Source organism: Haloferax sp. ATCC BAA-644 (assembly GCF_000336975.1).
GTDB classification, from domain to species: domain Archaea; phylum Halobacteriota; class Halobacteria; order Halobacteriales; family Haloferacaceae; genus Haloferax; species Haloferax volcanii.
In genome coordinates, this window is sequence record NZ_AOLF01000001.1 from 191,591 (window position 1) to 218,014 (window position 26,424).

Annotated in this window: 23 protein-coding genes and 1 CRISPR repeat array; of the genes, 4 read left to right on the plus strand and 19 right to left on the minus strand. The window is 64.8% G+C overall.

The window, feature by feature from the left end; genetic code table 11:
* Positions 1 to 352: 352 nt before the first annotated feature.
* From C458_RS00930 to msrA, 3 genes are all read right to left on the minus strand, one after another.
* Complete coding sequence (locus tag C458_RS00930; protein WP_008572411.1) at positions 353 to 943, minus strand: hypothetical protein; 591 nt, start codon at positions 941 to 943, stop codon at positions 353 to 355.
* On the minus strand, positions 936 to 1,760 hold the full coding sequence (locus tag C458_RS00935; protein ID WP_008572414.1) for a ParA family protein: 825 nt from the start codon (positions 1,758 to 1,760) through the stop codon (positions 936 to 938). Before C458_RS00935 ends, C458_RS00930 begins: the two co-directional genes overlap by 8 nt.
* Before the next feature lie 721 nt (positions 1,761 to 2,481).
* Positions 2,482 to 3,015 carry a peptide-methionine (S)-S-oxide reductase MsrA gene (gene msrA / locus C458_RS00940; protein ID WP_008572415.1) on the minus strand — a complete coding sequence of 178 codons (534 nt, stop codon included), beginning with the start codon at positions 3,013 to 3,015 and terminating at the stop codon, positions 2,482 to 2,484.
* 141 nt (positions 3,016 to 3,156) lie between these two features.
* Here msrA and C458_RS00945 point away from each other — a divergent pair, with 141 nt between their 5' ends.
* Positions 3,157 to 3,561 carry a CBS domain-containing protein gene (locus C458_RS00945; protein WP_008572417.1) on the plus strand — a complete coding sequence of 135 codons (405 nt, stop codon included), beginning with the start codon at positions 3,157 to 3,159 and terminating at the stop codon, positions 3,559 to 3,561.
* Between the two features lie 27 nt (positions 3,562 to 3,588).
* On the opposite strand, the gene surE is transcribed toward C458_RS00945, so the two are convergent.
* On the minus strand, positions 3,589 to 4,476 hold the full coding sequence (gene surE, locus C458_RS00950) for a 5'/3'-nucleotidase SurE (protein ID WP_008572419.1): 888 nt from the start codon (positions 4,474 to 4,476) through the stop codon (positions 3,589 to 3,591).
* Positions 4,477 to 4,895: 419 nt separating this feature from the next.
* Here surE and C458_RS00955 point away from each other — a divergent pair, with 419 nt between their 5' ends.
* A complete protein-coding gene (locus tag C458_RS00955) occupies positions 4,896 to 5,192 on the plus strand; it encodes a winged helix-turn-helix domain-containing protein (RefSeq protein WP_008572421.1) in 297 nt (98 codons plus the stop codon).
* Between the two features lie 54 nt (positions 5,193 to 5,246).
* On the opposite strand, the gene C458_RS00960 is transcribed toward C458_RS00955, so the two are convergent.
* The 10 genes from C458_RS00960 to C458_RS01005 all read right to left on the minus strand — a co-directional run bounded on the left by C458_RS00960 (position 5,247) and on the right by C458_RS01005 (position 16,199).
* On the minus strand, positions 5,247 to 6,284 hold the full coding sequence (locus tag C458_RS00960; RefSeq protein ID WP_008572423.1) for a lipid II:glycine glycyltransferase FemX: 1,038 nt from the start codon (positions 6,282 to 6,284) through the stop codon (positions 5,247 to 5,249).
* A gap of 88 nt (positions 6,285 to 6,372) precedes the next feature.
* Entirely contained in the window at positions 6,373 to 7,461 is a 1,089-nt protein-coding gene (locus tag C458_RS00965) for a GNAT family N-acetyltransferase (protein WP_008572424.1), read from the minus strand.
* A gap of 270 nt (positions 7,462 to 7,731) precedes the next feature.
* Positions 7,732 to 9,048, minus strand: a complete 1,317-nt coding sequence (locus C458_RS00970) for a hypothetical protein (protein WP_008572426.1) — start codon at positions 9,046 to 9,048, stop codon at positions 7,732 to 7,734.
* Positions 9,049 to 9,144: 96 nt separating this feature from the next.
* Positions 9,145 to 10,200, minus strand: coding sequence for a polysaccharide deacetylase family protein (locus tag C458_RS00975; RefSeq protein ID WP_192815231.1), 1,056 nt, complete (start codon positions 10,198 to 10,200; stop codon positions 9,145 to 9,147).
* The gene (gene wecB, locus C458_RS00980) at positions 10,193 to 11,278 is read right to left on the minus strand and encodes a non-hydrolyzing UDP-N-acetylglucosamine 2-epimerase (RefSeq protein WP_008572429.1); all 1,086 of its coding nucleotides are present in this window, start codon (positions 11,276 to 11,278) and stop codon (positions 10,193 to 10,195) included. The genes C458_RS00975 and wecB overlap by 8 nt, the downstream gene beginning before the upstream one ends.
* On the minus strand, positions 11,275 to 12,702 hold the full coding sequence (locus C458_RS00985) for a nucleotide sugar dehydrogenase (protein ID WP_008572431.1): 1,428 nt from the start codon (positions 12,700 to 12,702) through the stop codon (positions 11,275 to 11,277). Before C458_RS00985 ends, wecB begins: the two co-directional genes overlap by 4 nt.
* Positions 12,699 to 13,757 carry a Gfo/Idh/MocA family protein gene (locus C458_RS00990; RefSeq protein WP_239638819.1) on the minus strand — a complete coding sequence of 353 codons (1,059 nt, stop codon included), beginning with the start codon at positions 13,755 to 13,757 and terminating at the stop codon, positions 12,699 to 12,701. Before C458_RS00990 ends, C458_RS00985 begins: the two co-directional genes overlap by 4 nt.
* A complete protein-coding gene (locus C458_RS00995; RefSeq protein WP_008572435.1) occupies positions 13,754 to 14,857 on the minus strand; it encodes a DegT/DnrJ/EryC1/StrS aminotransferase family protein in 1,104 nt (367 codons plus the stop codon). Before C458_RS00995 ends, C458_RS00990 begins: the two co-directional genes overlap by 4 nt.
* Positions 14,854 to 15,429 carry an acyltransferase gene (locus C458_RS01000; protein WP_008572437.1) on the minus strand — a complete coding sequence of 192 codons (576 nt, stop codon included), beginning with the start codon at positions 15,427 to 15,429 and terminating at the stop codon, positions 14,854 to 14,856. The genes C458_RS00995 and C458_RS01000 overlap by 4 nt, the downstream gene beginning before the upstream one ends.
* Positions 15,430 to 15,611: 182 nt before the next feature.
* Positions 15,612 to 16,199, minus strand: coding sequence for a metal-dependent hydrolase (locus C458_RS01005; protein ID WP_008572439.1), 588 nt, complete (start codon positions 16,197 to 16,199; stop codon positions 15,612 to 15,614).
* Positions 16,200 to 16,560: 361 nt separating this feature from the next.
* On the opposite strand from C458_RS01005, the gene C458_RS01010 reads away from it, so the two are divergent.
* Both C458_RS01010 and C458_RS01015 read left to right on the plus strand, forming a co-directional pair.
* Positions 16,561 to 17,640, plus strand: a complete 1,080-nt coding sequence (locus C458_RS01010) for a DUF354 domain-containing protein (RefSeq protein WP_008572440.1) — start codon at positions 16,561 to 16,563, stop codon at positions 17,638 to 17,640.
* 199 nt (positions 17,641 to 17,839) lie between these two features.
* The gene (locus C458_RS01015) at positions 17,840 to 18,898 is read left to right on the plus strand and encodes a glycosyltransferase family 4 protein (protein ID WP_008572441.1); all 1,059 of its coding nucleotides are present in this window, start codon (positions 17,840 to 17,842) and stop codon (positions 18,896 to 18,898) included.
* A gap of 46 nt (positions 18,899 to 18,944) precedes the next feature.
* Positions 18,945 to 21,081: direct repeats of the CRISPR family, unit length 30 nt; unit sequence GCTTCAACCCAACAAGGGTTCGTCTGAAAC.
* Positions 21,082 to 21,181: 100 nt separating this feature from the next.
* On the opposite strand, the gene cas2 is transcribed toward C458_RS01015, so the two are convergent.
* The 5 genes from cas2 to cas5b are packed head-to-tail and all read right to left on the minus strand — an operon-like array spanning position 21,182 to position 26,423.
* Complete coding sequence (cas2, locus tag C458_RS01020) at positions 21,182 to 21,442, minus strand: CRISPR-associated endonuclease Cas2 (RefSeq protein WP_004064679.1); 261 nt, start codon at positions 21,440 to 21,442, stop codon at positions 21,182 to 21,184.
* 1 nt (position 21,443) lies between these two features.
* Positions 21,444 to 22,436 carry a type I-B CRISPR-associated endonuclease Cas1b gene (gene cas1b / locus C458_RS01025; protein WP_008572446.1) on the minus strand — a complete coding sequence of 331 codons (993 nt, stop codon included), beginning with the start codon at positions 22,434 to 22,436 and terminating at the stop codon, positions 21,444 to 21,446.
* Positions 22,437 to 22,438: 2 nt separating this feature from the next.
* Positions 22,439 to 22,987, minus strand: coding sequence for a CRISPR-associated protein Cas4 (gene cas4 / locus C458_RS01030; protein ID WP_008572448.1), 549 nt, complete (start codon positions 22,985 to 22,987; stop codon positions 22,439 to 22,441).
* Positions 22,984 to 25,629, minus strand: coding sequence for a CRISPR-associated endonuclease Cas3'' (locus tag C458_RS01035; RefSeq protein WP_008572450.1), 2,646 nt, complete (start codon positions 25,627 to 25,629; stop codon positions 22,984 to 22,986). The genes cas4 and C458_RS01035 overlap by 4 nt, the downstream gene beginning before the upstream one ends.
* Positions 25,629 to 26,423, minus strand: coding sequence for a type I-B CRISPR-associated protein Cas5b (cas5b, locus tag C458_RS01040; protein WP_008572452.1), 795 nt, complete (start codon positions 26,421 to 26,423; stop codon positions 25,629 to 25,631). Before cas5b ends, C458_RS01035 begins: the two co-directional genes overlap by 1 nt.
* Between the last annotated feature and the right edge of the window lies 1 nt (position 26,424).

The window sequence follows — 26,424 nt, forward strand, 5'->3', positions numbered from 1 at the left end:
GGTGTGGCCGTCCGCCCACAACGAGCCATCCCCCCGGTAGCAACGCTCTGTGCGGCTCGTCATCGTCACAACAGCGGACATACTGGTGTTCGATATCGCGTTTTTACCGTGTAAAATCGACCTGTGGTCTCGGGGCTGTGACAACAGCGGACGCGGCGGTGTTCGCCAGTCGCTTATCTCGTTCGTCGTCGATTGTCGCTGGTCAGTCGGCAGTCGGATGACGGACCACGGGTCTCGAACACCACGTTGTCCGCTGTTTTCCGATGTCAGGGACGGTTTTATGCCTCTTCCAGCGCGCTTGTCCCGCTCCGCGCCATCACCGCGCGGTCTCCCCCGCCTCGTTTGCCGCGCGTCACTCGTTGCGACGTTCGAGGACGGCATCGGCGATTTCTTCGGGGTACTCGGCGGCGACGCGGACGAGCGCGTCGTGGAACTCGCGGCCGGTCAGGTCGCGCACGTCGTGTTCTCGGCGGAGGAGCGACTCGACTTCGAACTCGGCGTCGTCAAGTCGGTCGAGCGTCGCGGTTCGGACGTAGATGCTCTTTGCGGTCGTCGCCTCGAACTCGAACGCCGGGCCGCCCGCCGTCTCCGTCGCCTGCTCCGTGTCGACGGCGCTTTCCGCCCCGTCTGTCTCGGCGTTCGATTCAGTTGCCTCTTCGGCTTCGTCGCCGTCGTTCCTCTCAACGACTTCGCTGCCTTCGCCCGCGTCATCGCTCTCGCTCGCTTCGTCTGACTCCGGGTCGGATTCGGCTTTCGAGTCGGGCGCAGAGTCGCCCTCGCCCTCGGATTCGGATTCGGATTCGACCGCTGGTTCGGGTTCCGACTTCTCGGATTTGGCAGTGGTGCCCTCGTCCGCGGTCCGCTCGCCGTCGGATTCTGCGTCCGGTTCCGACTCGGATTCCATCGCCTCACCCAGGCCGGCGAATCGGTTCTCCTTAGGCATCGTCGGTCCCTCCGTGCTCGACGATTTCCGCGAGCCGGTCGAGCCGGTCTACCATGTCGTTCGACGGGTCGTACTCTCGGAGGGTCTTCCCGTCGCGCCAGGCGCGACTGAACGCGATTCGGTGTCTGATGCCCGGCCCCTTGGAGTCGGGGTCGTCGAACAGGTTCGAGCGGGCGAACGGCGGGATGAACTGCTCGAAGGGCGAGTCTTCGAGGTCGCGGATGATCCGTTTTTCCTCGTTGTTTCCGGTGAGGTCGTTCGGGACGATAGCGAGGATGTCGAGGTCGACCTCGCGGCGAATCGGGCCGATCTGTTGTTCGAACATCCGCTCGAAGCCGCTCACGCTCGGCTCGCTCATGAGGAGCGGGACGACGACGTTCCCGGTTCCGATGAGCGCCGCGTCGGACAGCGGGCCGAGGCTCGGCGGCGAGTCGATGACGATGTAGTCGTAGTCGTCGCCGAGAAGCGGGTCGACGATTCGACGACGGACCCAGAGCATGCCGAACGTCGAGTTCCGAACGCGGTCTTCGATGTCGTCGAGGTCGACGTGAGACGGGAGCACGTCGAAGCCCTCGCGGTCGCGTATCACTTCGCGCACGTCGATGGGTTCGTCGTCGGTCAGCACGTCGCCGATGTTCGGCTCCAACGACTCGTAGTCGTCTTTCAGCCCGACGCCCTCGGTCGCGTTCCCCTGTTGGTCGAGGTCGACCAACAGCACGTCGTTCCCCCGCGCGGCGAGCGCGTCGGCGAGGTTGATAGCTATCGTCGTCTTTCCGACTCCGCCCTTCTGGAGGGAGACGCTCACGGCTCGCGACACCTATCTGCCCTCCCGCGGAACGCGATGTTCACACATTGCACACAGTCTACGCTGTGTCTGCTGTTTGGGCGGTGCAAACTCCGTCTGAACTGCGGACTGTTCGGACATCTGGAGGCTCGAACGGACGTTCCGCGGCATGCCACATAATTTTATCCACGACTTTTGAACCGTTGGGACTTCGTCTACATTCTGCACCCTTTATACCTTCTACAATTTCTACAAATTGTAAACGTTCGGCCATCGACGGCCGGTGACTCGCCTCCGTTCCGTCCTGAGAAGTCTCTACTTCGCTCACCGTGTCCGATTCTCGGGCATCGCTCGCATTCTTTGCTGTTCTCACAGCGTACGAATCTCACGCGGTGAAGGCTGTCTAAAGATTCTACAATTTCTACAATTTGTAGGATGTATACAAATTCTAAATTTCGGGAGCAGTACGGAATTCGCGAGCGGTGCGAACCGCGTGGACGGTTTCGACTGCCTTCGCTGTTCGCACCGGTTGAACTGCTCTGACTGTCGAGACCGCTTTGACTGTTCAGACTGCCCCGACTGTCCGCGCTCTCCTCACGGTTTCCACCGCGCTCGAAGTCCGCCCGATTTCGACTGTTCGAACGCCGCCTCCGACGTTGCACGGGTCACTATGTTCACCAGAAATCGATCACTCAGCGGCGCTATCGAGAGAATACTGCGGACATGGTGGTGTCCGCCGGCCGCCACATCCGGCTCAGTTGGCGAGTTTGTCGGCGAACTTCTCGCGGACTTTCTCGACTTTCGGGCTCGCGTGGAACTGGCAGTACGCGTCGTTGGGGTTTTTCTCGAAGTAGTCCTGGTGGTGTTCCTCCGCCTCGTAGAAGGTCTCAAGCGGAACTAACTCCGTGACCACCTCGTCGTCGTACTCCTCGTCGAGCGCCTCGATGTAGGCCGACGCCTGTCGCTTCTGGTCGTCGTCGTGGAACAGGACGATAGAGCGGTACTGCGTCCCCACGTCCGGCCCCTGTCGGTTGAGTTGGGTCGGGTCGTGGACCGCGAAGAACACGTCGAGCAGTTCGTCGTAGCCGACGACCGCGGGGTCGTAGTCGACCTGCACGACCTCGGCGTGGCCGGTGCTCCCCGAACAGACCTGCTCGTAGCTCGGGTTCTCCGTCTCGCCACCGGCGTAGCCAGAGGTGACCTCGCTGATGCCGTCGAGTTCCTTGAACGCGGCTTCGACGCACCAGAAACAGCCGCCGCCGAACGTCGCAGTCTGTGTGCTTCCCATAGCCTCGGTTACGTCGCCGGGGAATTAAGCCCCGCGGCGGGGGCAGTCGCGGCCGGGGCCCGCGGTCGTCATCCCGATGTACCCCTCCACGAAACTGTACGCGAAGCCAACATTTATCCGCCCCGTCTGTCAGCAATTACCATGGAAGACGTATTCGTCGCGAGACTCATGTCCACGACCCTCCACACGGTCACGCCAGACACGCTCGTCGAAGACGCGGCGCAGTTGATTCTCGACAACAACATCAGTTCGGTCATCGTCGTCGACGAGAACAACCGACTCGAAGGCATCCTGACGACGACGGACTTCGTCGACATCGTCGCCAAGAGTCAGCCGAAAGCGCAGACGACCGTCGAGCGGTACATGACTACCGACGTGATTACCGCGGGCGCGCAGGACTCCATCCTCTCCGTCGCGGAGTCGATGACAGAACACGGCTTTCACCACATGCCCGTCGTCGACGAGGAGGAGGGCGTCATCGGGATGATTGCCACGTCGGACCTCGCCGCGTACCTCTCGCAGACCGGGCAGTTGGCGCGGTCGTAACGCGGTCGCTTCCGGCTGACTTCCGCGCTACTCCACCTGTTCGGAGAGGCTCTCGACGATGCTCGCCAGCCGCGGGTCCGTCGCGTGGCCGTGGTGGACCGCCAGCGGCGAGACGCTTACCTCGCCGTCGACCATCGCGCGGCGGTCGCTCCCGACCGGATAGCGGTCGCGGTGTTCGTCGTCGAGCGGGAACGGGTTCTCGAAGCCGACGGAGTCCGGCCACGAAATGTCCTGTAACCGGACGTACACCTCGTCGTCGTCGAGGTCGTGTTCGCGGTCGCCGTCCGGGAGCGCGCCGGCGTCCGGGTCGTGGTCGACCTGCTGGTCGTAGTCCGCGAAGGGGCGGGTCACGCGCATCCGGGGGCTCGGCACGTCGGCGGGGGCGTTGACGTTCAGGAGGTCGACTTCGTCGAACACGTCGGTGCCGAAGACGCGCTCGGTCAGGGCGCGGGCGACCCGCGCGGGGCGGGAGAAGTCGTACTCCTCGGGCGGGTGACAGAAGAAGTCCCGGGCGTGGTAGCTGGAGACGGCGATGGCGGGCGTCCCGAGGAACGCGGCTTCGACGCCCGCGCCGACGGTCCCCGACCGGCCGACGACGTAGTTGCCCGCGTTCGGGCCGTCGTTGATACCGGAGACGACGATATCGAAGTCGGCGTCGAGGCCGCGAAGGGCGTAGGCGACGCAGTCAGCGGGGGTTCCTTCGAGAGCGTACCCCCACGGGTGGTCGCGGCGGACCGCGTGTTCGTTGCGGGCGCGGCCGACGCCGCTTTGGTTCTCGGCGGGCGCGACGACGGTCACGTCGCCGACGGCGGTGAGTTCCTCGCGCATGGCGGCGATGCCGGGCGCGTCGATGCCGTCGTCGTTGGTGAGGAGGATTCGGAGGGGAGACGAGGTGTCGGTCATCGAGTCGTGCATTTCCGCCGGTCGCCGTAGCTATTCCGAATTCTGAGCCGAGGTCGCGTCCTCCCCCGCGTCGCCGTGCCGCTGCATCGCCGTGCCGCTGCACCGCCGCGTCGCCGTCGACCGCCGAGCCTACTCCATGCCGACGGGCGCTCGACCGAACTCCTGTCAGCGTCACATCCACAAAACCGAGACACTCAGGAATAGACGAATATAATTCAAACGATGACTTTATGTAATTAAGTTCGTACTAACGAACGAATGCGCACCGAACCGATGCGGCCGGCACGCCGGGCACCCGCCGACATCGCGGTTAACGTTCCGTTAACTCGTCTGTTTTCGGTAGTTTCGTCTCTGTCACGGTCGGCGGTCCCGTCCTCGTTGGCTGTCACGACCGCCGACCGCCCCGCCGCCCTAAGCGAGGTGAGCGTTGCGTGAACTCCGCCGGTGGAACCGACGACGTGCCGTGGGACGACGTGGGCTTCGTCATCAGCTCTCGCTACCGCGTCTCCGTCCTCGATAGACTCTCGGAGGGGCCGGCGACGCCGACGCAAATCGCCACCGACTCCGAGAGCGCGGTCGCCCACGTCTCGCGGGCGTTACAGGAACTCAGAGACCGCTCGCTCGTGGAACTGCTCGTCCCGGAACAGCGCCGAAAAGGGCGGGTGTACGGCATCACCGACGACGCCGAGAACATCTGGCACGTCATCCAAACACAGCAGATGGCGTGAGCGCGGTCGCCCGCGTCTCGCGGGCGCTGCGGCGCGTCGTGTGACCCCGACGACTCACTTCGTGGCGATTCGCTCCGACCCCTTGTTCAGGAGCTGGTAGGTCCGCTTTGCGAGGTTCATCCCGACGCCGGTCGACTCGACGACGTAGTACGGGACGAGTTCGCCGCCGAACTTGGATTTGTAGTTGCAGAGCCGCTCCGTGTTCGCGCCGACGAGGTCGTACTTCGTGACCGACGCGAGCGCCTCGTCCTCGACGATGTCCTCGATGATGGTCCAGTGGAGCAGGCTGTTGATGCTGACGCCGTCGTACTCCCCGCGCGCGCCGCCGAGCCAGAAGTAGCCCACCTCGGCGGAGAAGGGAACTATCATCCCGCTGAGGTACTCGCCGTCGGGGTCGCGGGCGACGTACACGCGACACCGGTCGCCGAGGTTCTCGACCAGCGACTCGACGAACTCCCACGGCATCCCGAACGGTTCGTCCTGCTCGTCGTACCGCGAGACCACGTCGTCGTAGACGACGCGAGCGCCGTCGAGTCCCTCGTCCGCGATGGTGACGTCGAGTTCGCGCGCCTGCCGAATCTCGCGGCGGAGGCTGCTGCTGAACTGGGCCTGTATCTCGTCGAGCGAGCGCCCGCCGAGGTCGAGTCGGTAGGTGAAGGAGGGCTTGACCGCGAAGCCGGTCCACTCGAACGGGCGGGGGTCGAGGTACGCCGGCGAACAGAGCAGGCGGACGAACGTCCGGTTCGAGCGGATGCCGAGCTCCTCGACCACGAGGTCAGCGAACTCGCGGTTCACCGACTCGTAGGCGCTCTGTTTCGGGCTGTTCGGCATCATCACCGGGCCGATGTACGGAATCGCCATCGACGGCGGCGGCGAGACGACGACCCGTCCGAGGGGGTTTCGGCGGACGAACGTCGGGAACAGCGCGACCGGCTCTTGGCCCTTGAAGACGCCGAACAGGTGCATCTCGCCGTCGAAGTGCTCGTCGATGGCGGCGAGCACCGCGGGGGTGTGGAAGACTTCGGTGCCCGACGAGGGGAGCGCGGCTCCCCACTCGTCGAGGCTCAGGGGTTCGATACGGAGTTGTGACATGTGTCGTGGTCGTGTGGGTGGATGGTCGTCGGTCGGTGCGTGGGTTGACGCGTCGGTCGGTGCGTCGGTCGGCTCGTCGAGCGGGTCGTCATCGGTGGAGGAACCCCGAGACGAGCCGCGACGGGAGGCTCGTCCCGTTTCCCCGGGACAGCATCTCGATGCCGGGGCCGAGGCGGCTCTTGTACAGGTGCGCGATGGTTCTGACCGGGAGCGCGCCGTGTTCTATCTGGTAGAACGTGACGAGCTCGGGGTTGTACTTGCTCTTGTAGCGGTTGAGCCGGCGGTTGTTCGCGCCGACGAGGTCGTAGCGGCGCATCCCGGCGTCCATGCCGTCGCGCATGATGCGCCAGTCCAGTAGGTCGTTGACGTCGATGCCGAAATCGAGCTGGGGGCGGACGCCGCCGAGCCAGCGGTAGAGCGTGTCCCCGTACTGGAGGACGACGATTCCGCTCACGAACGCCCCGTCGTACCGGAAGACGTAGGGCCGGACCTGCCCCGTCGGAAGCGCGTCGTACAGGTCCATGACGAACTGCGGCGGCACGTCGAACGACAACTCCTGTTCCTTGTAGCGGTTCTTGACCAGCGTGAGAATCGAACAGATGTCGTCGCGGTCGCCCTCCTCGATACCCGAGACGAGCTTTCGACCGTCGCGGATGTTCCGGCGGGCGCTCCGGCTGAACGACATGAGGAGGTCGTCCTCGCCGCGGGTCAGGTCGACGTTGTAGGTGTACTTCGGCGACACGTCGCAGCCGCCCCACAGGAACGTCCGCATGTCGGTGTAGTAGTCACCGACGCGGACGTGCGTGTAGCTCGGGCCGATGTGTTCGCCCAGCCACTCGGTACAGCCGTCGATGAACTGGTTCCTGCGGCGCTCGAACTTCCGGCTCTTGATGTTGCCGGCGTCGAGCATCACCGGTCCGAGGTAGGGGACGCCGATGTGCGGCGGCGGCGAGAACGCCGTCTTGACCAGCCCCTTTCGAATCTCGAAGACGGGGAACAGGCCGACCGGCTCCTCGGTCTTGTAGCCGACCAGCAGGTGGAGCTTCGAGTTCGAGTAGTTCGCTTGGAGCCGAAGCGCCTCGTACTGGTGAAAGAGGCTGGCCTGACTCGACCGCTCGACGTACGTGTCCCACTCGTCGCGGTCGCGGTCGTCGAACTCGACGATTTCGATGGTCATAGACTGCGGGCCGACCGGCGGTCTTCGCACTGCGTCCGTTGTCGTCGACAGCATCGGTTCCGGGCGACGCCTCCGAGGCGTCCGGTCCGACCGAACCGGCCGAAATAAGCCGATTCACCGGCCGATTCGGCGGCCCCGTAAATCGACCCGCGATTCGGTCGGGTCGCGTCGGCGTGTATCATTCGAAAAGACATTCTCGAACTACTGTGACGGGAGGACGGGGATTTGTTATGAAGCGACTAGCCGGCGTTCGCGCCGGCCTACACGCCGTCAGGGACTCTCTGCCGCCGCCCGTAGGCGCTCGATACCGTCGGCGTCGATGCCGTAGCCGTGCGTCGGTTCCCCGGAGATTCTGGTGGCCACGTACTCGGCGATGGCGTAGGCCATCCACGCCTGACACCACCGCATGAGCGTCATGCGCTTGGTGTAAAAGCGGTGTTTGCGGAAGTAGAACCGTCCCTCGGACGGGACGTACATGTTCGCGAGCGCCCAGTCGATGGCGCGCTCGGCGCGGTCGTACTGCCCGGCGTAGGTGAACACGAGGATGCCCTGCGCCGTCGCGTGGATATCCCGCGGGTAGGGGTTTTCCTCGTCGAAGTTCGGCGCGCCGTCCTCGTCGAACAGCTCGCGGGCGTAGAAGTCGAGGCCGCGGGCGAGCGTGTCGTCGTACCGGCCGCTTTCGACGACCTGCTCGTAGCGCTGGAAGCACTCGACGATGAAGCCGTTGTGGTGGTTGTCCATCGAGAGGTGCGAGGCGCTCGCGGGCTCGCGGTAGTACCACCCGCCGCGGTCGGTCTGCTTCGACGCGACGAAGTCGTACACTTTCTCGGCGCGCGTCAACAGCTCGTCGTCACCGAAGTGGTCGTACAGCTCGACGAACAGCCGCGCGCCGATGGCCAGCGCGTTGAGCGTGTAGCTGTCCTTCGGGTGCGAGAGGTAGTAGTCCATGACCGCGCCGTCGTCTTTCGGCCGGTAGTTGAGGTCGTCGAGCAGCACGTCCACGGCGGTCTTGGCGATGTCCGGGTAGTCCGGGTCGAACTCCCGGCCCGCGAGGAGCGCCTTGACGCCGTAGGCCGTCGAGACGATGTTCGGTGAGTGCGGAATCCCCGACCGCGGGCCGTTGCGACCGGAGATGTGCTGGATGACGTGGCGGTGACTGCCGGCGAAGCCGCTGTATCCCTTGGCCTGGTTCTCGACGAGCCACTCCGTCAGCGCCGCCGCGTCGTCGCGGTACGTCTCCGCCGGGCGGTCGCCGTCGAACCGCTCGGCCAACTGGGCGCGGGTCCGGTTCGCCATGGCGAACAGCGCGATGCCTTTGAAGTTCCGGCGTTGCTCCACGAGGAACAGCGGGCGGACGTTGACGGGCGAGCGCTTGATGAACTCCTGGACCGCGAGGTTGAACCAGCGGTTGTCGATGGGGACCGAAAGCAGGAGCCTGCTGCTCATGCCGTCGCCGTAGTCCCAACCCTTGTAGTCGCGGTCGCGGGCGTAGTCGAGCACGTCGTCGAGCACGTCGACGTACCGCTGGAGTCGTTCCGTGTCGGCCGCGTCGTCCCCGTCGCGGTGATACTGCGTTGGTTGTTTCATGGTACAGAATAGCCTCTCTGAAGGGTGTTGGCTGTCCGAGAGGTCGCCCGCTCGTGGCTTTGTTATGGGGCCGATACCGACCGACGACGCCGAATTCTACGGCGAGAGCGAGCGGTTCGCGCCGCCGGCGGTCGCGTTGTCGGTGGTCGCGCTGTCGGTCGCTCTCCCGTCCGATTCCTCGCCGGCATCGTCGGAGTCGCCGGAATCGCGCTCGGCGAGGAACTCGCGGTAGTAGTCCGCGACGGGGCCGACCCACGCGCCGCGGTCGAGCGCCCGTTCGACGATGCGGCGGTAGAGCCGGCGGTAGCCGGGGAACTCGTCTTCGTTGAAGTACCGCGGGTGCCACAGCACCGTCATCACGGCGTCGTTCGCCTCGGCCTCGTCCAACAGGCGCTCGCACTCGGCCCACGCCTCGTCGAACGCCGACCCGGGGTCGGGAAGCGACACCTCCATCAGCGTCAGCGGGAAGACGACGAAGTCGTCGTCGAAGGGGCGGAACGGCCGGTAGCCGTGCTGGAAGCCGTGTTCCGAACTCGACCCGGGGCTGGCGTCGTACTTCAGGCCGAGTTCGCGGTGGTAGCGCCATGTGTTCGGCCCAAGTTTGAGGTGGTGCTGGCGGCCGCCGACGACCTCGTGGCCGAGCACCGCTTCGAGTTCGCGCTTCTCGGTCCGGAGGCGGTCGAAGTCGTCGCACGACCGGAACGAGCCGTGGATGCCGACCTCCCAGCCTCCCTCGTCGAGGTCGCGGACGGCGTCGGCTATCGACGCCGAATCGAGGTCGTACCGGCCGAGGTGCTCGACCCAGTTTTTCGGTTCGAGCCAGTCCGACAGCGACCCCGTTTCGAGCAGGCTCGGCTCGTTGAGGAAGTAGAACGACGAGCGGACGCCGAGGTCGCGTTCGAGCGCCACGATATCCTCGAACTGCCAGTAGGGGTTCTCCCGCCGGAGGAGCGTCCGAAGGTGGTAGCCGGGGTTCGACTTCGCCGCGTAGTACAGCCCCTGATACGTCTTGTACGGGCGGTCCACGTCGTGAGTCAGACAGACCGCGAAGCCGGGACCGGAGTCGACGGGCCCGCTCGGTTCCGAGGCGGTCACGCGCGACTCACTTCGCGCGTCCGCATCTCCATCTCCATCTCCCGTCTTTTCACGCATCCTCGTACTCCGAGAGCGCGGCGACGATTCGCTCGGCGGCGCTCCCGTCGCCGTACAGCGACGGCTTTTCGGGAAGCGGGTCGTCGTCGGCCAGCGCCGCTCGAATCGCGGCCCCGTCCGCGCCGACGAGGACGTTCCAGCCGGCGTCGACGGTTTCGGTCCACTCGGTCTCGTCGCGGAGCGTGAGACACCGGGTGTCGAGGTAGAACGCCTCCTTCTGGACGCCGCCGGAGTCGGTGGCGACGCGCTCCGCGCCGTCGAGCAGGCGGACGAAGTCGAGGTAGCCGACCGGCTCCACGAGGACGACGTTCTCGGCGTCGGCGAGCCGCGACCAGAGGCCGCTGGCTTCGAGCGCGCCCTCGGTCCGGGGGTGGACCGGGAACACGACCGGGAGCTCCGACGATACGAGCCCCTCCACGATGCCTTCGAGGCGGTCGCGGTCGTCGGTGTTGGCGGCGCGGTGGACCGTCGCGAGGACGTACTCGCCGTCGCGGAGGTCGAGTCCGTCGAGTATCGACGACCGCTCGCGGGCGGCCTCGCGGACCCGGAGGACGGCGTCGTACTGCACGTCGCCGGTCACGGAGACGCCGTCGCGGATGCCCTCGGCCGCCAGCGTCTCGGCGGCCGACTCGGAGGGCGCGAACAGCAGGTCCGAGCAGTGGTCGGTGAGCACGCGGTTGACCTCCTCGGGCATCGCCCAGTTGTGGCTCCGCAGGCCGGCCTCGACGTGCGCCAGCGCGGGCTCGCGCTTCGCGGCCACGAGCGCCGCCGCGAGCGTGGAGTTGGTGTCGCCGTAGACGAGCACCACGTCGGGGGCTTCGTCGGCGACGACGGCGTCGAGCCGGGTCATCATCTCGGCGGTCTGGGTCGCGTGGCCGCCCGAGCCGACGCCGAGGTTGTAGTCGGGTTCCGGGATGTCGAGTTCCTCGAAGAACACGCCCGACATCGACTCGTCGTAGTGCTGGCCGGTGTGGACGAGCACCTCGTCGTGGTCGCGTCTGAGCGCGTCGGAGACGGGGAACGCCTTGATGAACTGCGGGCGCGCGCCGACGACCGAGAGCACTTTGAGACGGCTCATCGGCCCGACCCTCCGTGCGGCGCGTCGGCCGCAATCTCGGGGTTGACCTCGGTTTCGGACGGCCCGCCCCGCGGTCCGCCGCCGATTTCGTACACGCGGTGGCCGATGTCACCGAGGGTGCCGCGGCCGTCGACGACGACGAGGTCGTCGAAGGCGGTCCAGTCGATGCCGTCGAACTCCTCGTGCGGCGTGACGACCACGGCCGCGTCGATGGCGCGGGTCGGGAGGTCGGAGAGCGCGACGGGGGTCGCGCCGAACGAGGCGACGACCTCGTCGGAGAGCATCGGGTCGACCGCGAGGACGGTCGCGCCGAGGTCGTTCAGTCGGTCGATGACGCCCGCGGCGGGCGTCGCGCGGGTCTCGGCGACGCCGGGGCGGTAGGTGACGCCGAGGACGGCGACGGTCGCACCTTCGACGTCGCGTCCCGCCGCGGCCAGTTCGTCGCGGAGCTTGTCGGCGGTGAACGCCGGCATGCTGTCGTTGACTTCGCGGGCGGTCAGGAGCAGGGGCGTCTCGGCCTCGACGCGGCTCGTGATGAAGTACGGATACCACGGGATGCAGTGGCCGCCGACGCCCGGGCCGGGCGCGTGGATGTCGCAGTACGGCTGGGTGTTGGCCGCGTCGATGGCCTCGGTCACGTCGATGCCGAGGTCGTCGCGGAGCCGCGCGAGTTCGTTGGCGAGCGCGATGTTCACGTCGCGGTAGACGCCCTCGAACAGTTTCACGGCCTCCGCGGTCGTCGCGTCGCGCACGGGAATCACCTCGTTCGCGGTTATCTCGCCGTAGACGAGCGCCGCCACGCGGGTGCTCTCGGCGTCGACGCCGCCGACGATTTTCGGATGCGACTCGGTGATGTCGCGGAGCGCCCGACCCGACGAGGTCCGCTCGGGGCAGAACGCCACGCCGAACGCGCCGGCCGCGAGGCCGCTTCGGTCCGCGAGATACGGGACCACGAGGTCGCTGCTCGTCCCCGGCGGGACGGTGCACTCGACGACGACGAGGTCGCCGGGCGCGAGGCCCCGCGCGATGCTGTCGAGGACGGCTTCGAACGCCGCGAGGTCGGGTTCGCGGTCGTCGGTCAGCGGCGTCGGGACGATGACGACGTGAATCGCCGCGGACTCGGCCGCGGCGACGCCGTCGGTGGTCGCCCGGAGCGCGCCGCGGTCAACCTGTTCGGCGACTAACTCGGGGAGTCCCGGTTCCTTCGCGACGTGGCACGCGCCGTCGTTGACGCCGCGGACCACGTCCTCGCTGATGTCGACGCCGGTGACGGTGCCCGTCGCGCGGGCGTAGACGGCCGCCAGCGGGAGGCCCATCTTCCCGAGGCCGTACACCGCGACGGGGACCTCGCCGGCGCGCAGGGCCCGCGTCTGTTCGTCGGGCGAGCGGTCGGAGCCGTACAGTCCGGGGTGTTCGCGGCTCATCGCTGACCCTCCGAGGGTTCCGTCGTCTCAGCGTTCTCCGCGCTCTCCGCGGTTTCGATGCGCTGAACCGTAGATTCGGCGTCGGCCTCGATGCGCCGGGCAAGGCCGATAGCGCGCAGGCCGTCGGCCGGCGAGACGAGGACCGGACCGCCGTCGGTCGCGGCGTCCACGAACGCCTGTAACTCGCGTTTCAGCGGCTCGCCGGTGGAAATCATCGGCTGTTCCATCACCACTTCGTGGCGGTAGCGGACGCCCCCGTTGTCACGGAGGTAGTCCGGGCGCGACTGGCGGAAAATCTGGACCGACTGGTTCAAGTAGTCCACCCGGATGAGCCGGTCGCGCGCGGTGATGTCGAGGGTCCGCGTCTTCTGCTGGGTGAGCCGACTCGCCGTGAGCGAGGCGATGACACCGTTCTCGAAGGTCACCTGCGCCGTCGCGTACTGCTCGTCGGGCGTGGCGGTCGCGGCCACGCGGTCGGCCTCGGCGTCGACCAGCGAGAGCACCACGTCGATGTCGTGAATCATGAGGTCCATGACGACGCCGTCGCCCATCTCGCGGTTCAGCGGCGGGCCGAGTCGATTCGCGGTGATGGCGATTGGCTCGACGCCGTCGAGGAGGTCGGGGAGGGCGCGGACGGCCGGGTTGAACCGCTCGATGTGGCCGACTTGGAGCACGACGCCGCGCTCTTCTGCGAGCGCGGCCAACTCCGCGCCGACGCCGAGGTCGTCGACGAAGGGTTTCTCGACGAGCGCGTGGACGCCGGCGTCGATGCACTGCCGGGCGACCGACGCGTGGTAGGGCGTCGGTACTGCGACCGTCACCACGTCCACGCGGTCGAGCAGGTCGTCGATGCCGTACGCGTCGGTGCCGAAGTCGGCGGCGACCTCGGCGGCGCGCTCCGTGTCCGCGTCGGCGACGCCGACCAGTTCGACGCCGCGAAGCTCCGCGTAGACCCGCGCGTGGTTGGTCCCCATCGACCCGACGCCGATGACGCCCGCGCGGACCGGGCGCTCGCGGCCGCCGTCGGTTCGCAATCCGGCTGAGTCTCGGCTCACCTCGCCACCTCCGCGTAGTTGGCGACCGCAGTTCCGACGCGCTCCACGTCGGCCTCGCTGAGCCCGGGGTGGACCGGCAACGAGAGCACCCGTGTCGCGGCCTCTTCCGCGACGGGGGCCGACACCGTGAGGTGTTCGTACGCGGGCTGTTTGTGGACGGGCTTCGGGTAGTAGACGCCCGTCGCGATGCCCTTCGCGTCGAGGTACGATTTGAGGGCGTCGCGCTCGATGCCGTCGCAGGCGACCGTGTACTGGTGGAAGACGTGGGTCCGGTCCGGCGGCGTGTGTGGCGTCGTGACCGGCGAGTCGTCGAGGTACTCGGTGAGCGCGGCGGCGTTGGCCTGTCTCGCGCGGGTGAACTCGGGGAGGCGTTCGAGCTGGACTCGGCCGATGGCCGCGGCGATGCTCGTCATGCGGAAGTTGTGGCCGACCTCGGCGTGTTCGTAGCCGGAGACGCGGCCGTGGTCCACGAACCGGGCGGCGCGCTCTGCGACGTCGGCGTGGGTGGTCGTAATCATGCCGCCCTCGCTCGTGGTCATGTTCTTCGTCGGGTAGAACGAGAAGCACGCGGCGTCGCCGAGGGAGCCGACGCGCCGTCCCTCGACTGCCGCGCCGTGGGCCTGCGCGGCGTCCTCGACGAGCAGGAAGTCGTACTCGTCTGCGAGTTCCGCGAGCCGTGTCATGTCCGCCGGGAGGCCGTAGAGGTGGACCGCGATGACCGCGTCCACCCGCTCGCCGGCTCTGAGTCGCGCTTCGAGCGCGTCGGGGTCGATGTTGTACGTCCGCGGGTCGATGTCGACGAAGTCCACCTCAGCGCCCGCGAAGGCGACGGCGTTGGCCGTGGCGATGAACGTGAAGGGCGCCGTCAGGACGCGGTCGCCGGGGCCGACGCCGAGCGCGTGGAGCGCGGCGTGGAGCGCCGTCGTTCCGTTCGAGGTGGCGACGCCGTGGTCGGCGTCGCAGTAGTCAGCGAACTCCCGTTCGAAGCTCCGAACCTCGGGGCCGTCGGCTATCATGCCGCTTTCGAGGACGGCCGCGATTCGGTCCCGTTCCGCCGCCCCGAGCTGGGGCGCGGCGATTGAGATGTGGTCTGCACTCATCGTCGTATCCTGTTTTCTCCCCGCAGTTGCTCCGGCAACTCGCGGTGGACGGCGGGGACGCCCACGGCGAGGGTTCGCGGCGGCACGTCGTTCACGACGAGCGCGCCGGCGGCGACGAACGCGCCCTCGCCGACCGTCACGCCGGGGAGGAGCGTCGCGTTCGCGCCGATTGAGGCGTGGTTTTCGATTCTCGGGCCGACGAGTTCCGCGTCGGTGCGGACCGGATAGGGGTCGTTCGTCATCACCACGCCCGGCCCGACGAACACGTCGTCGCCGATGCGGGTGTTGGTGGGGATGTAGACGTTCGTCTGGATGCTCACGCGCGACCCGATGGTCGTGGTGCCGTCGACGACCGTCTCGGTCCCGAGGAGGACCCCGTCCCCGATGGTCGTGTGTTCGCGGACGAGCACGTTGTGGCCGGTGACGAAGTCGTCGCCGATGGTCACGTCGTCGTAGACGATGGTGCCGGCGCGGATTCGCGCCCGGTCACCGATGACCGGGTCGTCGCCGTCGCCGTAGCCGATGGTGACGCCGTCGTCGACGTGGGACTCGACGCCCACCTCGGCGCTCATCGTCGTTCACCTCGCGTCGGTCGCGCTCCGTCGGCCGTCTGTGTCGACTCGGCGGTCGACCGAATCGACTGGAAAATCTGGAATCTCATATCATGTCGGCGGGGAGTCTGCCTGCCTTAGCGAAATTCAGTCTCGGTGAGGGCTTTGTTATGGAGTGATTGCCGCCCGGATTCCGGTCGCAGTCACTTCGTAACGCCGCGGCGGATTCCGGTCACGGAACGCTTGAGAAGCGCCACGCCGGGCGCGCCGTCCCCGAGCCAGAGCCAGACGGCGCTCCCGAGCAACGCGAGTTCGAACGCGACCAGCACCCACGCCTCGGGCCGCGCGAGGAAGACGACGAAGCGGCGCAGGTAGAACCACGTCTGGGCGAAGAAGCCCCCCATCGACGACTCGCTGCCGTGGGACAGCGGCCAGAGGAACGCCCGAATCACGCCGTAGTTCCCGAAGAAAAAGCCGTTGAACAGCAGGTCCGCGGGGATGTGCGAGAGATAGCCGAGTGCGAAGGCGACCCCGACCGTCGCCGCCCCGTAGCGCCGCGCGACGGCCACGACGACTATCGAGACCGGCACCGAGACGAGAATCGAGTGCGCCATCGAGATACCGCTCGGGAGGACCCCGAACGACCACGCTAGCGGCTTGTCGACGAGGTCGGGAAACTGCGTTCCGACGAGCACCGCCAGCGCGGCCCAGCCGTCGAGTCGCCGGCCGGTCACCCGCGCCCACAGCGAGACGAGGATGTAGCCGACGGCGGCGTGTTCCCACGGGAACATCAGCGGTCGCTCCCGGCCGGTCGGCCCGTCGTCGGGTCCGTGCTGGCGGTTCGTCGTCGCGGGGTGAGAGTGGGGATAGGCGTCTGAAACATTTGGCTTGTGGGGCGCGTCGCGGTCGGTTTGGAGGGCGGGGATGCTGTCCGCGTCGGGGAGTGGACTGCCCGTCCGCGTCGATGCAGACGGGCGAAACGGCGCGCGAGCGCCCGGTCAGGGAACCCGAGTGCTCGTCCGGGTTTTGTTATGGCGATCGTAACGGCCTCGGGTCGGTCGTCGCGGCGGCGACTCGGCGTCTCTTCGACCGACTGCGACGGGTAGACGCCGTATAACTACTCCCGCGCGGCGCGTGGAACTTCCAGAGAGTATGCGATACCTGTTCTTCACCAACACGCCCGCGCACGTTCACCTCTACAAGTACGCCGTCAGAGAGCTTCAGGCGATGGGTCACGACGTGCTCGTCCTCGGCCGCGACTACGGCTGTACCACGGACCTCCTCGAGTACTACGACCTCCCGCACGAGATTTACGGCTCCTGCGGGACGACCAAGTACTCGCTTTTCAAGTCGCTCCCGTTCCACTACGTCAACATCTTCCGGGCCGTGCGGCGGTTCAAGCCGGACCTCATCTTCGGAATGGGCGGCTACGCGGCCCACGCCGGGGCCGTCTCGCGGACGCCCGTGATTCTCCTCCTCGACTCCGAGCCGACCTCGCTGGACCACGTCGTCTCCCGGCCGTTCGCCAAGGCGATTCTGACGCCCCACACCTTCGGGAAGGACCTCGCGGACAACCACTACCAGTTCCGCGGGTTCAAAGAAACGGCGTATCTCCACCCCGACGTGTACGAGCCCTCGGTGGACATCCGGGCCGAACTCGGCCTCGACCCCGACGAGAAGTTCGTCGTCGTCCGGTTCAACGCGTTCGGCTCGCACCACGACGTTGGCCACGGCGGCTTCACGCCCGAGCGCCGCCGCGAACTCATCGAGCTGCTGGGCGAGCGCGCGACCGTCTTCGTCCTCGACGAGAGCGAGGAGCGCCGCGACGGCGACCTCGACACCCGCCCGTTCGACTTCCACCCCGCGCTCGTCCACGACGTGCTCTCGGAGGCGAGCCTGCTCGTCGCCGACACCCAGACCATGGTCACCGAGGCGGCGCTCCTCGGGACGCCCGCCATCCGGTCGAACTCCTTCGTCGGCGACGACGACATGGGCAACTTCGTCGAACTCGAACGGCGGGGGCTCATCTCCAACCTCAAATCGTTCGACGACGTGCTGGCCCGCGCCGACGAACTCCTCGCCGACGACGGCGCGAAGGCCCGCTGGGCCGCAAAGCGCGACGCGTTCCTCGCGGACAAAGTCAACCTCACCGAGGTCATCGTTCAGGTGGCGCTGAACTACGGCTCCGTCGAGACGGTCGACTCGCTGACGCGACACACCATGCCGGCGTAGTCGGTCTCCCTCCGCGCGTTCCTCGCCTCTCCGCGGTCGTTCAATCGACCCATAACTAACCGCCGAACCACCGAATTTTCCCGCAGTGACCGTCGCGCTCGCGCCCGTCTCGACGCGTCTCACCTCACCTCACCTCGCGTCCGCGCCGCGTCCCGTGACTCGGTCCGCGACTCCTCGACTGCGACCCCAAACTCAACCCATGACACCCAAGCAAACACTCCTCATCGTCGGCCCGAAAGGCACCGGCGGCATCGACCGCTACATCACCGAACAGCGTCGCTACCTCGAAGACCGGATGGACGTGCGCGTCTACACCCGCTACACCGCGCCGAAGGGCGAGGGGCTCGAACTCGCCGCGCGGATGCTCCTCTCGTCGCTCGTCGCCGTCGCCCTGTTTCCCTTCCAGCGACGCCCGGACATCGTCCACGTCCACTCGTCGCACACCTACTCGTTCTACCGCGCGGCGTTCTTCGCCCTGTTTTCGAAGTTCGTCTGGGGCGTCCCCGTCGTCCTCCACATCCACGGCTCGTCGTTCGACGACTTCCTCGCCACCGACTCGCGGGTCGTCCGCCGACTCCAGTCGCTCGTCTTCGACGCCGTCGACGACGTGGTCGTCCTCTCGGAGTACTGGCGCGGCCTCGTCTCCCGACTCGCCGGCGAGGAGAAAGTCCACGTCATGGCCAACGCCGTCGAACCCGCGGAGTACGACCCGACGTACCCGACCGACCCCGTCCACCTCGTCTTCGTCTCGAACCTCATCGAGCGCAAAGGCATCCGCGAGTTCCTCGACGCCGTCGAGAGACTCGAATCCACGCCCGGCCTCGACTTCGAAGTGAGCATCGGCGGCCGCGGCCCCCACGCCGACCGCGCCGAGGCGGTCGCCGCCGCCCACGACAACGTCTCGTACCTCGGATTTCTCTCCGAGGAAGACAAGCGCGACCTCATCAGCCGCGGGACCGTGTTCGTCCTCCCGACCTACGCGGAGGGGCTTCCGATCGCCATGCTCGAAGGCATGGCCGGCGGCAACGCCATCGTGACCACGCCCGTCGGGAGCATCCCCGAGGTCATCACCGACGACCGCGGGATTCTCGTCACGCCCGGCGACGCCGAGGAACTGGCTCGCGCGCTCGCCCGACTCGTCTCCGACCCCACGGAGGCCGTCCGCATGGGTCGGACGAACCGGGCGGTCATCGAAGCGCGCTACTCGTGGCAGTCGAACGCGGACGAGTTGGTGGCGATGTACGCCGAGGCGGCGTAGCGCCCGTGTCTGTTTCTTTCACGCGCTTTCGTCTTAATGACTCTCCGATTTAATCCCACACGGGCTCGTCTGAAACACAATGAAGAAGCCAAGAAAACAGCGAAAGACTCGCTTCAACCCAACAAGGGTTCGTCTGAAACACGTCTGTCCCCTGCCGGTCGATGTGGCGCTTGATGCTTCAACCCAACAAGGGCTCGTCTGAAACCAGGCCCTCAAACAAGCCGTCGCAGAGGTTAGAGTCGCTTCAACCCAACAAGGGTTCGTCTGAAACTGGTGGAAGGGTGGAAAAACAGAGCTCGTCGACGAGAGCTTCAACCCAACAAGGGTTCGTCTGAAACGAGTCGTCCGAGTCGAGCCGCGAGAGGGTTGCGCGGCTTCAACCCAACAAGGGTTCGTCTGAAACGCTACCTGTCCGCACAGGTCGCAACAGGCGTGTCAGCTTCAACCCAACAAGGGTTCGTCTGAAACTGGAGAGCCGCGGCGAGGCGACTCTCCGGACCCACGCGCTTCAACCCAACAAGGGTTCGTCTGAAACGAGATGACTGCCCGCGACGGGTCTTCGGTGCAGTCGCAGCTTCAACCCAACAAGGGTTCGTCTGAAACAGGGAAGCGTCCGACTGCCCGGTTCTTCGATGTTCCCGCTTCAACCCAACAAGGGTTCGTCTGAAACACGTCAACGACTCCGATGCAGCAACAACGGCCCAGAGCTTCAACCCAACAAGGGTTCGTCTGAAACCGCTTGCGGCACACGACTCAATCCGGATTGACAATGCTTCAACCCAACAAGGGTTCGTCTGAAACGGTAAAAGCAACCGCGACCATGGACGACCGTTCGGTCGCTTCAACCCAACAAGGGTTCGTCTGAAACCCGTGTCGTGTGGTTAGAGGGACAGTGCAACCGCGCTGCTTCAACCCAACAAGGGTTCGTCTGAAACGCTACGACATTCGCGCCCGCGTCTCGTCGGGGGGAGCTTCAACCCAACAAGGGTTCGTCTGAAACACGGTTTACAAATATTGGGGAGACGCTGGACGCGGGGCTTCAACCCAACAAGGGTTCGTCTGAAACGGTTCCGGGGTCTTCGGGGAATTCCCCCTCAAAGTTGCTTCAACCCAACAAGGGTTCGTCTGAAACTGCTTTTCGTGTTCCTCGACGCGAGAGAGGACGCCATGCTTCAACCCAACAAGGGTTCGTCTGAAACTACCAAGGCGAGACCGGGGAGGGCCTCATGGGGACGCTTCAACCCAACAAGGGTTCGTCTGAAACACGAGAGCAGGCCGCCGTGGAGGTACATCCACCGGCTTCAACCCAACAAGGGTTCGTCTGAAACTGGGGGTGTAGAAACAGCGGAGTAGAGGTTACTTCGCTTCAACCCAACAAGGGTTCGTCTGAAACAGTAGTCGATTCTCGGAAGTGCTCACACCGTACTGAGCGCTTCAACCCAACAAGGGTTCGTCTGAAACTGGACCAGTATGTCTAATCGGCGGCGAAAAATAGGCGCTTCAACCCAACAAGGGTTCGTCTGAAACCAGTCATGGTCTTCCTCTAACTTGTCGATGGTAGCCGCTTCAACCCAACAAGGGTTCGTCTGAAACGCGGGCGGGTCGTCAGAGTTCTCGGTGAGTACGACGAGCTTCAACCCAACAAGGGTTCGTCTGAAACGACTCGTCCTTGCCGACCATAACCCCGAGGTGGTGGCTTCAACCCAACAAGGGTTCGTCTGAAACGACCATGACTACGCAACTCTACCTCACGGCACTTCCCGCTTCAACCCAACAAGGGTTCGTCTGAAACACTCGCTCGAACACCCGAGCGAGGCAGAGTAGCCGCTTCAACCCAACAAGGGTTCGTCTGAAACGGCCATCGGCAGTATCATCGGTCAGAACCCCGCGACTGCTTCAACCCAACAAGGGTTCGTCTGAAACACAACACGGGCTACACCGACCGTTCAAACAGGCAGGGCTTCAACCCAACAAGGGTTCGTCTGAAACTCCGGCTCTGTGGTTAGTGACATGGTCGTGTGTAGCTTCAACCCAACAAGGGTTCGTCTGAAACACTTGTATGGCAAGTGCCATAGAAGACATCGAAATTGCTTCAACCCAACAAGGGTTCGTCTGAAACCGGTTCCCGAGGACTTCAAGGAAGGAGTCAACATGCTTCAACCCAACAAGGGTTCGTCTGAAACCATGCCCGATATCACGGACACAGACCCTCTGAAGGAAGACTATGATAAAGAAGTTCCGTCGACCTTCAGTAACCCGAGTCGACCGGGGGGTCGACGGAAGTCAGAGGAAGCGTTTCTCGTCGGTCGGGTCATCGCCGTAGACCGAGCGGTCGAGAAGTGTATCCGAGGACAGTTCGTAGATGATCGTTGACTCACCCGGCTTCAACAGGTCTTCGACCTCGTTTCGAAGCGTCGCTAAGTCACCTTCTGAAATCTCGCCTTCGAGCACGGAGTTCTGAACGTGCGTCAGATAGCGCCGCCCAAGTTTGAGCGCTTTGTGCGTCCGTTCGGCTTCGAGGTCGTACACCATCACGACGTACATCTTACCACCACCGTTCGAAGGGTTCGTACTCTTCGCCGGCCAACAGATGCTTCTTCAGTTTGTACGCTTCGAGTCGCATCAGGTACTGGTAGCTCACCTTGCGATTGAGTTTCGGATGGTCGACGGTACGCTCAAGCGTCTCTTCGAACGCTTTCGTGTACGTCTGTCGACCTCCTTCGTTGAGAAGGCAGGACCCGAGTTCAGTCTCGAAATCGTCCGGCGTAATCTGATTTCTGTTGATGAGTCGAAACAGCACCCGATCAGCGAGGACGGGTTTGAACAGGTCGGCGAGATCGAGCGATAACGAGTAGCGACGCTCTCCGGGTTCGTGGAGATAGCTGATCGCTGGGTCGAGCGCAGTCGCGCGAATCGCCGTGACGCAGTTGGCGTAGACGAGCGCGTTGCCGAACGAAATCAGGCTGTTGATCTCGTTCGGCGGCGGGTTGTATTCCCGGCGTTCCAACCGGAACTCGTCGGGGAGAATTCGATTGAAACTCCGGTAGTACGCCTTTCTGGCAGTCGCTTCCACGCCCATGAGTTCGTCAATCGGACGCGTCTGGTCGACGCGCGCCGACGCGGCGTCCAAATCGCCAATCTCAGCCTCTAACCCTCGATTCCGGTTGTTGTAGTAGACGACGTTCGTCCGCATATTGTGGATGCTCGCCGAGACCATTGCCGCCGCGAGCCGCCGCCTGTGGTCGGTGTCCTCGTACGCACGGACTTGCTCGACGACCGTTCGACCGGAGGTCTGCCCGCGCTTCGGCATCACCGAGCCCGCGTAGTAATCCTCCCAGCCGAAGACGTGGAGTGCGACCGTGCGCTGATTGAGAAACGACATCAGTCGGGTGTTGAAGTCGATTTGTCCGTGCAAGAAGAACGCCTCCGCGTTCTCTATCGGGACGTACTTCTTGTCGCCGGCTTCGGTGACGAGCCTGAGCGTGTCGTCGCTTCGTTCGAGTCGACCGTCGGAGAATACGTGATAGTTCCTGTCCATTGTCAACACCAGCAGAAGTCGTGGTACGCACACGACTCGCAGAAGGGCTTTCGCTCGGCGGGCGGCGGCGAAGGTCGGCGTACGAGTTCGTGAATCGCACGAATCGACGACTCGACTTTTTTCGCTCGTTCTTCCGTGAGCTCGACCGACTGCCGGCGGCGCTCTCGCGGGTGGGCGAGGACGCCATCACGACGAACGCCGGCGACTCTGTCGAGATACCACAGGTAGTACGACAGTTGCATTTCGGCGGGCTCGGTGAGCGCCGACGAGGGTTTGACTTCGACGACTCGACCGTCGTCGAGCAAGTCCAGTGAGATCATTCCGAGGCGGAGGCTCTCCCGTTTTTCGTCGTACGCGGTCTCGTCGACCCGAGTTCCTCTCACGACGGTCGTGTTCTCGCGGTCGATTTCGAGGCTCCGGCTTTCGAACCAGAGCTCCCGCTCGCAGACGTAGTAGTACTGCATCATCACTCCGGTGACGCGAAACGGCTCGGCGACGGGCGCTCCCCGTGCGGTCGCGAGCAGCCGGTCGACCGGATCGCTCGTCGTCATAATATCCGGTTGTCGACGCTACTCTCTGCGACCAGTCCGGTCGTCGAATCGAAGTAACTGTCGTGCCGGCTGTCTCTCGTGTCGATCCACCGCGTTTCAGTGTCTTCGTGAATACGCGCTAAGCCGCTGAGTGCCTGTGCCTCCTCCGAATCGCTCCGATATATCGGAATCGACACGGTCGCTTCCTTTAGACTATCAATAAGTTGGCGTACCCGCTCGAACTCGTAGTCCCGCCACGCGGCTCTGGCGGCTTCGACTCGTTTTCGTTCAGTGGCGGTCCGACAGACGACGACCTCCACGCTCCGCCGCTTTTCGATCAGCGACAACTCCGCGAGATCGTCCGCTCTCGCGTGGTTCACGTACTCGACGTATGCGTCTTTTCCGACGTTCTTCTCGTCGTGGAGTCGACGGTAGTACTCTTCGACGGCCGTTTTCGAAACCTCCGCTTCCGGAATCGTGCCTTCGCCCCCACCGATATCGTCGAGCGTCTCGGTCGCAACGGGGAGTAGCGCCGTTCCTCGGTTGTACACCGCTTCCGACGGCGTCTTCGTCTGTTCGTCAGGCGCTTCGAGCCACCAGATGACGACGCGACCGCGGTCCCTCTCGAACGAACGGTTGCAACGTCCGGCGGCTTGGACGATGTTGTCTATGGGTGCGAGGTCTCGGCAGACGCGGTCGAAACTGATGTCGACGCCGGCTTCGACGAGCTGGGTCGAAACCACGACGAGCGAGCATCCTCGTTCGGTGAGCAGTTTCGCGGTCTCGATGAGCCGAAGTCGGTCGACCGGACGTAATCGAGTGGAGAGGTGGAGGACTGGCCGCCCTCCGGCGTCGGCGACCCGCTCTGCGACTGTCGCCACCTCTATGCCCGTACTATCTCGGTCGGTGCTTTCGAGCACGTCGGCGTAGACCGACCCGACTGACATCGCGTCTGACAGGGCCTCGGTGACGTGCGTCGTCAGCGCTTGTGCACTGTCGATCGTGTTGCAGATTGCGAGTACCGACTCCGTTTCACCAGCCTCGTCGCTTCTGGTCCCATTGGCTCCGGCACTCCCGTCGACTATCTCACTTGCCGCCTCGGCATACGATTTCGGTTCTTCTCGTGAGTCGATATACCGAGTCGCTGAGTCGTCCAGTTCGTACCGGACGCGTTCTGTCGCTTCGAAGTACGTTTCGGGTGCGGAGACCAGCTCAGTCGCGTCATCGAATAATTGCGGTTGCGTGGCGGTCATGGCGATAACCGTCGCACCGTACTGCTCGGTGAGCATTCTCACGAGCCGCGGAACCAACTTCCACCAGTCCAACGGGAGACTCTGCGGTTCGTCCAGCACGACGACGCTGTTCCGGAGGGCGGGGAGCTTCATCGACTGTCTGTTGGCCGGTCCGGCGAGGCTTTCGAACAGTTGGACGAACGTCGTCACCGTCATCCCGGCGCGCCAACTCTCCGCCAGCATCCCGGCGATGTCGTCGTTCGCGTCCGCTTCGTCGGCACTCTCGTCGCTTTCATCGACGATTGTCGCCTCCGAAAGATGATGGTGCGCGGTCAGCAACCGCCCGGTCGTATCGACTTGATATATCTTTTCGACCTCGGCGACGACTTGGTCAATGATGCTCGTAAACGGGAGCGCGTAAATCACGCGCTTCTGACCGAGCCGGTCACGAACGCTGAGAGCAGCTGTCAGGCCGGTAAGCGTCTTCCCCATCCCGGTTGGAAGCGTTACCGTTCCGACCCCACCGTCGGCGTCGGCGAACGATTCGACGTTCGACAGAACTGACGCTCTCGCTTTCCCTCGGAGGAAATTCAATCGCTCGCCCCGGTTCCCGTGTTGGTCGGAGTCGGCGGTTCGCTCTATCGACTCGATGTACTCGTCGAGCCGCTCGAACGTTGGCTTCTCTGCGTCGTAGGTTCCCGCGGACGCGTCGGAACCGCTCGCGGCCGCCGCGGCGCTCGTTTTGTCAGCGAGGACCAGCGACCCCCAACACTCTAGCACAAGCCCGTAACAGCGCTCTGAGAGCGTTTCACGGTTAATCGTCGTTGCGCTCGACCCCGTCGATTTTCTGACTTCCGTCAGGAGTTCCCTGAACGAACTCCGGAACGACGACCATGACCCCTCCCCGACGGTCGCGCTCTGGAACACCTCTCGTGCGAGCTCCGGCACGTGCTCGTCGATGTCTTTGAGCTGCTTCGCAATCGCCACCTGTTGCATCTCGGCGGCGTTTTGGTTCCCCCGCGAAACGTTCTCGCGGCGGTTCGCCCGACTGAAGACGTACGCCGCAACGTCGGGGAGCCGACCGTGGTGTTTTGCGACCGCGACGAAGCCGGCGAGACAGGTCTCCGAGTCGAAATTCTGGGCGCTGAGCGCGTAGTACGCGGCGAACGAGCCGAGCGGCGCGTGGTAGCGGTACTGCTCGTATCTCGGTTCGCTCGACCGTAACAGGTAGTCCTGAAAGTACGTCGTTGCCTTTCCGAAGTCGTGCACGTATGCGAGCGTTTCGACGACCGCTCGGAGCGGTTCGTCGGCCGGCGTCTTCGCGTCGCCCGGAACGATGTATCCGACACGTCCGGCGACATCCTCGAGATGGTCGACCAGCGGAACGCCGTCGTGAACGTCGTTCGGCGGGTGAGAGTACCGCTCCGTCATCAGACGAACACCACGTTCCGGCCGTCGACCTCGACGCTGTCAACACCGTCGATGACCAGCGGTTCCGCGTCAGGGTTGTACGCGTACGTCGTGAACTCCGTCGTCGTTCGGCCACCGGCGTCCGCTTGCATAAACGCGGGTGATTCTTCCACCTGGCACCGCGTCCCTTCCCGCAGCACAACATCGTCCACCGCGTTCGGAACAGCGGAGTCTACTTCGACTCGGCCGGCTTCGGAGCCTGACTCGATATCGAACTCGCCGTGATAGTCGATTTCTGCGAGGTGTTCCGACAGACCGAGGCTCGGAACGTAGTGTGACTTCCCGGCTTCCAGTAGCTCTCGGAGCTCTCTGTACCGAGCGGTTTCTGCGAGCCATACGTCGACTCGGTAGGCGGGTTCGACGAGCACCTCGTAGTTGTGTTGTTGGCGGAGCGCCGTCGGATTCGGTAGCTTCACGCTGATTTTCCCGCGACCGTTGAGCGACTGTAAGTTCCCGCCCGCGGTCGACAGCGTGTTCATCGGCATATTGAGCGTTCGAACCGCCCGAACTGGCTCGATTGCAATCTCCGACGAATCGGGTGCGAACAGGTCGTAGTAACCGTCGCGTTCGATTCCGAGCACGGCCGCGAGCAGTCCGGCCACTGTCGTCCGCGGGATGATGCGGTACGTCTGCTTGACGACGTTCCCCTCGACCCGCCGGAAGTGCCCCCACGGACCGCTGACAGTGAACGACAGACAGCGGTCCGGACGCCCGCCGTCGTCACCGACCCACTCGTCCAACGATTCCTGTTCCATC

Coding starts and splice junctions, on each gene's coding strand:
- C458_RS00970 (WP_008572426.1), bottom strand. CDS start 9,048: ATGAAACAACCAACGCAGTATCACCGCGACGGGGACGACGCGGCCGAC.
- cas1b (WP_008572446.1), bottom strand. CDS start 22,436: ATGGACAGGAACTATCACGTATTCTCCGACGGTCGACTCGAACGAAGC.
- C458_RS01035 (WP_008572450.1), bottom strand. CDS start 25,629: ATGACGGAGCGGTACTCTCACCCGCCGAACGACGTTCACGACGGCGTT.
- C458_RS00995 (WP_008572435.1), bottom strand. CDS start 14,857: ATGAGTGCAGACCACATCTCAATCGCCGCGCCCCAGCTCGGGGCGGCG.
- C458_RS00960 (WP_008572423.1), bottom strand. CDS start 6,284: ATGTCACAACTCCGTATCGAACCCCTGAGCCTCGACGAGTGGGGAGCC.
- C458_RS01000 (WP_008572437.1), bottom strand. CDS start 15,429: ATGAGCGCCGAGGTGGGCGTCGAGTCCCACGTCGACGACGGCGTCACC.
- cas4 (WP_008572448.1), bottom strand. CDS start 22,987: ATGACGACGAGCGATCCGGTCGACCGGCTGCTCGCGACCGCACGGGGA.
- wecB (WP_008572429.1), bottom strand. CDS start 11,278: ATGAGCCGTCTCAAAGTGCTCTCGGTCGTCGGCGCGCGCCCGCAGTTC.
- C458_RS01005 (WP_008572439.1), bottom strand. CDS start 16,199: ATGTTCCCGTGGGAACACGCCGCCGTCGGCTACATCCTCGTCTCGCTG.
- msrA (WP_008572415.1), bottom strand. CDS start 3,015: ATGGGAAGCACACAGACTGCGACGTTCGGCGGCGGCTGTTTCTGGTGC.
- C458_RS00930 (WP_008572411.1), bottom strand. CDS start 943: ATGCCTAAGGAGAACCGATTCGCCGGCCTGGGTGAGGCGATGGAATCC.
- cas5b (WP_008572452.1), bottom strand. CDS start 26,423: ATGGAACAGGAATCGTTGGACGAGTGGGTCGGTGACGACGGCGGGCGT.
- C458_RS00985 (WP_008572431.1), bottom strand. CDS start 12,702: ATGAGCCGCGAACACCCCGGACTGTACGGCTCCGACCGCTCGCCCGAC.
- C458_RS01010 (WP_008572440.1), top strand. CDS start 16,561: ATGCGATACCTGTTCTTCACCAACACGCCCGCGCACGTTCACCTCTAC.
- cas2 (WP_004064679.1), bottom strand. CDS start 21,442: ATGTACGTCGTGATGGTGTACGACCTCGAAGCCGAACGGACGCACAAA.
- C458_RS01015 (WP_008572441.1), top strand. CDS start 17,840: ATGACACCCAAGCAAACACTCCTCATCGTCGGCCCGAAAGGCACCGGC.
- C458_RS00945 (WP_008572417.1), top strand. CDS start 3,157: ATGGAAGACGTATTCGTCGCGAGACTCATGTCCACGACCCTCCACACG.
- C458_RS00965 (WP_008572424.1), bottom strand. CDS start 7,461: ATGACCATCGAAATCGTCGAGTTCGACGACCGCGACCGCGACGAGTGG.
- C458_RS00975 (WP_192815231.1), bottom strand. CDS start 10,200: ATGCGTGAAAAGACGGGAGATGGAGATGGAGATGCGGACGCGCGAAGT.
- surE (WP_008572419.1), bottom strand. CDS start 4,476: ATGCACGACTCGATGACCGACACCTCGTCTCCCCTCCGAATCCTCCTC.